The organism is Halomonas colorata, assembly GCF_014897985.1.
GTDB classification, from domain to species: Bacteria; Pseudomonadota; Gammaproteobacteria; order Pseudomonadales; family Halomonadaceae; genus Vreelandella; species Vreelandella colorata.
Genome location: NZ_JABUZA010000018.1, coordinates 70474 through 76473, shown reverse-complemented (window position 1 = coordinate 76473; position 6000 = coordinate 70474). Strand labels below are relative to the sequence as shown.

4 protein-coding genes are annotated in these 6000 nt (G+C 47.1%); 2 read left to right on the top strand and 2 right to left on the bottom strand.

Annotated features, from left to right (window positions below):
- Positions 1-215: 215 nt before the first annotated feature.
- A complete protein-coding gene (locus INT33_RS10975) occupies positions 216-692 on the top strand; it encodes a molybdopterin-dependent oxidoreductase (RefSeq protein ID WP_192539929.1) in 477 nt (158 codons plus the stop codon).
- A gap of 15 nt (positions 693-707) precedes the next feature.
- Entirely contained in the window at positions 708-2987 is a 2280-nt protein-coding gene (locus INT33_RS10970; protein ID WP_226940157.1) for an ATP-binding protein, read from the top strand.
- Here the strand turns inward: INT33_RS10970 and INT33_RS10965 are convergent.
- Positions 2924-4117 (bottom strand): EAL domain-containing response regulator, encoded by a 1194-nt coding sequence (locus INT33_RS10965; protein WP_192537999.1) that lies wholly within the window; start codon positions 4115-4117, stop codon positions 2924-2926. The two genes, INT33_RS10970 and INT33_RS10965, sit on opposite strands and share 64 nt — an antisense overlap.
- Before the next feature lie 123 nt (positions 4118-4240).
- Positions 4241-5911 (bottom strand): methyl-accepting chemotaxis protein, encoded by a 1671-nt coding sequence (locus INT33_RS10960; RefSeq protein WP_192538000.1) that lies wholly within the window; start codon positions 5909-5911, stop codon positions 4241-4243.
- Between the last annotated feature and the right edge of the window lie 89 nt (positions 5912-6000).

Genomic DNA, 6000 nt, shown 5'->3' with positions numbered 1-6000 from the left:
TTAAACCGTACCAATCGGCTTTTAGTGGTATGACGGCTTGGAGGTGGTACTGGCTGAGGTGCTATGAGAAATCCGGGTTAGCTAATTAGAGTTTATAGTACCTCCTTGACACAAAGTTTCACAGTTAGCCTTTAGGAGGCCGCTATATACTCAACCTTCAATCAACATGTCTTCTTGGGAGGGGCTTAATCATGGTTCGATATGTAGTTGTCCTAGTGGCTATCTGGTTTTTGACATTGCCGTTTCATGCTAGCGCTTTGGACAAGCCAGAAGGTCCTGTCATGCTGATAGTGACAGGTACATTGGCGCATCCCAATAGTGGTGATGAGGCACATTTTGACCGAGCTATGCTGGAAGCTTTAGAGCAGCATGATACGCTCACGAATACGCCCTGGCATGATGGTCAGGTTCGCTTTTCTGGCCCCTTGGGGCGTGCCATCTTGGAGGCGGTTGGTGGAGACGGCGAACAAATGCGGATCACCGCGTTAAATGATTATGCGGCTACGGTTCCGGTCAGCGATTTTTATCAATATGATGTGATTTTGGCCATGAGTGCGGATGACGAGCCTCTGCGCATTCGTGACCAGGGGCCTCTTTTTGTCATCTACCCTTTTGATGATTCACCAAAGTTATTGAATGAAGTAATACTCTCACGCTCAGTTTGGCAGGTGCATAGGATCGATATTGAATAATAACGCGAATCTTTAATGGATAAGTATCCAATGCTGTCAGGCTTGAAACGCTATTTTTCCCGGCGTGCACGGATTGCCACTTTTTCGGCAATCCTTTTTTTCTTTTCTGCTCTCACCACGGGCGGGGTTATTTTTCAGCGTCAACATGCGCTGGAAAACCGGCTGTTGGAAAACTTGCTTTGGGCGGGCTATCAGCTCGATAGAGAAGTCAGAGAATTCCGTTTAAGTCTTATTGAAGCAACAGCATACCCTGTCTCAGCGGAAGATATTTTATTACGATACGAGATTCTTTATAGCCGGAAGAACTTATTTTTCCAGGGTGATATTGGTAAGGAGGTTGCACTTATAGAGAGCCTTAAAACGAATGTGCAGGCATCTGAAAATCTCATAATGGAAATCGATTCGTTATTGGAGGATCTCTGGCATAACCCTTCAGGCCTTACCCCTTTACTAATTAATACGTTGCTCGCTAAAACATCTATACTGCAGAAGTTAACCTCTGACGCTCTGGTCGACACCAATGCCAATGTCGCGCGAATGCGTACCGATGAGCGTGAATCTTTGGCACAGCTTTATGGCTTGGCACTTCTGCTGATTACACTTTTGATGATATCGGGCGGGCTCCTTGTCCGTGCGCTTATAAGAGAGGGTCGCTCCAATTTAGAGAAAGCACAAGCGCTTGAAAAGCAGAGCCATGAGCTGAATGTGGCAGCACAGCAGGCCGAGACGGCTAGTCGGGCGAAATCTGAATTCATGGCAGTTATGAGCCATGAAATACGTACTCCACTTAACGGAGTTGTTGGTATGGCCGACTTGTTAAGCGAAGAGGTGAGTACTCCTGATGCAACAGCATATTTAGCTGCGCTTAAGCGCAGTGCCGATAGTTTACGAAGCGTGATTAATGATATTCTGGATTATACTAAAATAGAGTCTGGTAATTTAGATCTCGATATTCAAGCTTTTGATCTACATAAATGTATTGATGAACTATGTATTGGCTATAGCCTGCAATGTAAGACAAAATCCGTTTCCTTTAGCTACGCTAAATCAGCCGATTTGCCCCAGTTTGTAAAGGGAGATGTAGTACGGATTCGACAAATCATAATGAATCTCATCAATAATGCTATTAAGTTTACAGACGAAGGTTTTGTAAAGTTCACGATCCACAGCGAGGCCGGCCATTGGGTTCGTTTCGAGGTGCGTGATACTGGGTGTGGTATTTCTGAGCAAGATCAAGCCCAACTCTTTTCCGCTTTTGCTCAAGTGGATACATCCATTGCACGAAGACATGAAGGAACGGGGCTGGGGCTTGCCATCTGTAAACGGCTTGTTGGATCAATGCAGGGTGATATTGATGTCAACAGCATGGAAGGGGTTGGTAGTCGTTTCTGGTTCTCGATTCGGCTGCCAGAAACGGATGTACTGCCAGAATACTCTACTCAGAAAAGCCTGCGTGGTTTGATTTCTAACCAGCATATCCTGATTGTCGAAGATAACTCATTAAATCAGACGGTCGCTAAGGTAATGCTTGAGCGGTTAGGGCAACGAGTAAGTATTGCTGATAATGGTGAGGCAGCGCTTACGTTACTCAAAGCACATAGTAGCGATGTCGACCTGGTACTTATGGATATGCAAATGCCGGTGCTGGATGGCGTGCAAACAACACAGCAGTGGCGTGAATTTGAACAGCTTCATCAGTTATCTCGGTTACCTATTGTCGCCATGACGGCCAATGTGATGCCAGAGCATCGCGAGCGCTGCCTGCAAAGTGGCATGGATGACATGATACATAAACCGTTTACTCGCGATGAACTCTACCAAGTCTTATGCCGTTGTATCTTGCAAAAGGAGAGCGTTAACGCGCCTATCTCAGATACCGAGAGGGAAACAGATGCCGGTGTATTAAAGCAACCCGAGGAAAAGGGGAAAATTCTTGATACACGCCTCTGCGAAGAATTAAAAGACACTTTTGATTCGAATACTCTCGATAACTTGCTGACAACATTCTTGAAGCGTCTTGATATCCGCGGAGAGCGCCTTGCTGCCGCTTTAAAGGCTGGCGAGCGAGATGTTTTTTGTCAAGAAGCCCATTCGCTTAAGGGAGCGGCGGCCTCTTTGGGATGTACTGCTATAGCGGCCCTGGCAAACCGTCTTGAAGCCCTCGCGCTAGTCGATCTTGGCAGTGAACTTGAGCTGTCTTTACAGCAACTACCGGCTTTGGAAAAATCTACTCAGCTCGCGCTAGAACAGGCTGGCATGCTTAGTTCATTAAAGTCCAATTCAGACATCCGATGACTGAACCAAGCGTTAAAAGCCTCTGCTGTTAATGGGCGAGAGATAAAGTATCCCTGACCTAATGGGCATTTTGCTTCCCTGAGCAAGCGCTGCTGCGCTTGAGTCTCGATACCTTCGGCTATTACCGTCAGTCCTAAGCGCTTTCCCAAATCGATAATGGATAGTGTAATGGCGTGGGCAGCTTGGTCCTGGTCTATCAGCGATACAAAGCTACGGTCAATTTTAAGCTTGCTAAAGGGGAGGCGATGAAGCTGAATCATTGAGGAGTAGCCGGTGCCAAAGTCATCTAGCGCGAGCTGGCAGCCTCGCTCAAGCAGTGCTTCAAGTACGTGCCGGGCATATGCCAAGCACTCAATGCCCGCTGATTCGGTCAGTTCTAGTGTAATACGATCCAAGGCGGAGTGGTGCTTACGCGTTAGTTGATCAAAGGTTTGTAAAACGCTCTCGGCTTTGACCAGTTCTGCAGGGACGTTGATGGCAATATCCAGTTTCCAGCCCATTGCCTGCCATTCTGCCTGTTGCTTCAGGGCAAGCTCAAGAATGCACCATGTCATGGGCACCATCAGCCCACTTTGTTCAGCCAAGGGAATAAAACTGTCGGGATAAAGTACGCCGCGCTCGGAGTCCTGCCAGCGGACCAATGCTTCAACGCCTATGATGCTTCCGCTCTCAAGATCTAGTTGGGGCTGGTAAACTAAAAAGAGCTTTTTATCGCCAATCGCCGCTTCCAGCTCCTCCACTGATGGCGCTTTGAGAGAAGTTTCAAGTGGCTTCAGAAAAGAGGCAAGTCCTATAAGAAGGTCAGATTTCGGCAAAAAGCCCAACATACGTAAGCCTTTGCCTTTGCCTACCTCGATAGCATGTGTAGCCGTCTCCTTCGAGCAGCTACTAATAAGAAGAATGGCAGCGTTCAGGCGCAGATCGTGAAGATAGTCGAGAATGTCTAAACCGGTAAACTCGCCAAGGCCAAAATCAAGGAGAATCAGGTCCACGTTGAGAAGGGATGGGCGGCGCGCCAGCTCTCCCAGGCTTCCAACAGTTACAGCCCGGTAGCCCTGTTTTTCCAATAACAGTTTGCCTAATAATTGAATTTCGGGATCATCATCAATCACCAATGCATTACAGGCCATATCGATTCCTTGAAAAGCTTATTTATGCCAATGAAAATTTTGTGGCTCGACTATCGTCTCGTCATTATTCAAGAGGTCGCTATCACCGAGGGCTTGCTGATAAACCCTCGGTAGCAGACTAACTCAGAAAGATTCCCACTCAGGATGTTGTAAAGAAGAGAACTGATGCCGTGGTAACGATGTTGACCTAGCACTTTTATTCTCCTGTTTCCTCTCAGCCAGCGCCAAGGGCTGTGTTGCGATATCGCTTAACTTGAAGGCACCTACTAATACGCTTAAGCGAGAGGCCTGTTCGCTTAGCTCTGCTGCTGCGCTGGACTCTTCTACCAGGGATGCATTGTGCTGAGTCATGCTATCCAGCTCGTTGACGGCATCATTGACTTGCCCAATTCCCACACTTTGCTCTTTGGCGCCAGCGCTAATTTCAGCAATTACATCGGAAACGCGTTCAATGCTGTGGACCATTTCTTCCATCAGTTGCCCAGTGCTTTTTACTTGATTGACGCCCGCCCCAGTTCGGCTCATCGAAGTATTGATGAGGGTGGCAATACTTTTTGAGGCGTCGCTTGAACGGCTGGCTAAGGTGCGTACTTCTTGGGCAACGACAGCGAAACCTCTGCCGTGCTCTCCCGCACGAGCCGCCTCAACTGAAGCATTCAATGCTAAGATATTCGTTTGAAAGGCGATGCTCTCAATAAGACTGACGATATTACTTATTTCAGAAGAGGATTCGCTAATGGTATCCATCGTCTGTTCAACACTGCGCATCGCACTGCGTCCCTGATTGGCTAATTCGCGACTCGATAGTGCCAGTTGATCTGCCTGCTGTGCAGAGTCAGAGGCATTGGTAACCACTGCCGCGATTTGCTCCATGGAAGCTGATGTCTGCTGTAAATTGGCAGCAGCTTGCTCCGTACGCGTTGCAAGCTCCTGACTACCTTTGGCAATTTCTGTGGATGCGTGCTGAAGGCTGACAGTGCTTTGGCTAACAGCTTGAAGCGTCCCGTCAATATGCTTGATAAAAGTATCAAACTCATGAGCTAACTCACCAATCTCGTCCCGGCGTTGGCTATTGATGCGGGCCGTCAAATCACCGTCTCCTTGGGTAATTTCTTTAATGCGCCGACTTATTTGACGAAGTGCCTTGGACATCATCAAAGGACCCAGCAGAGCAATCAACGTTGCCGCGATAAAGACGATTAAAGAAAAAACAATCGTAGTCGTCTGCTGCAATCGAATTCTTTCCAAGACAGCCTTTTCTGCCGCAATAATTGCAGTTTCAATATTGGCTCCTGAAATATCATATAAATCTCGCAACGCATTAAAATGCTCTAGTGAAGAACTTGAGGAAAGAGTCAGTGCATTGACTGTTTCACCTCTCTCATGCATTGCAAAAACGCGCTCAGCCTCCTGTTTCCAGTCGCTATACAATACTTCAAAATCAGCTAACTGATCAGTAATGCTCGGATCAGCACGCATCAGCTCAGCAGATGTAACCATGCGCTCATAAGCCTGCTGCGCATTCTCCTCAAATTCATCGATAAGAGCTGATGCCTGCTCTGTACCAGGCGATGAGAGGAGAAACTCTATTTCAGCGACCCTCGCCTGGTAAAGATCTCTATCTCCATTGAGGATGGTTGTTGAAGCAGGGATGTAGTGAGATATAAATGAATCGAGTCGGCTTTTTACCATATTGACGAGTAATATATCAGCCAGCACAACTGCTAGTAGCGCAAGTGCGACGCTTATAAAAGCAAAGGCATATTTTACTTTTATCAGGTGGAATTTTTTCATGTGCACTACCCTTGTCATGTTGGAGGATGAGTGCACATTACTCTTAAAGTATTAGATTAAGCGACCTACTTATTGGCTTGGTCACGTTT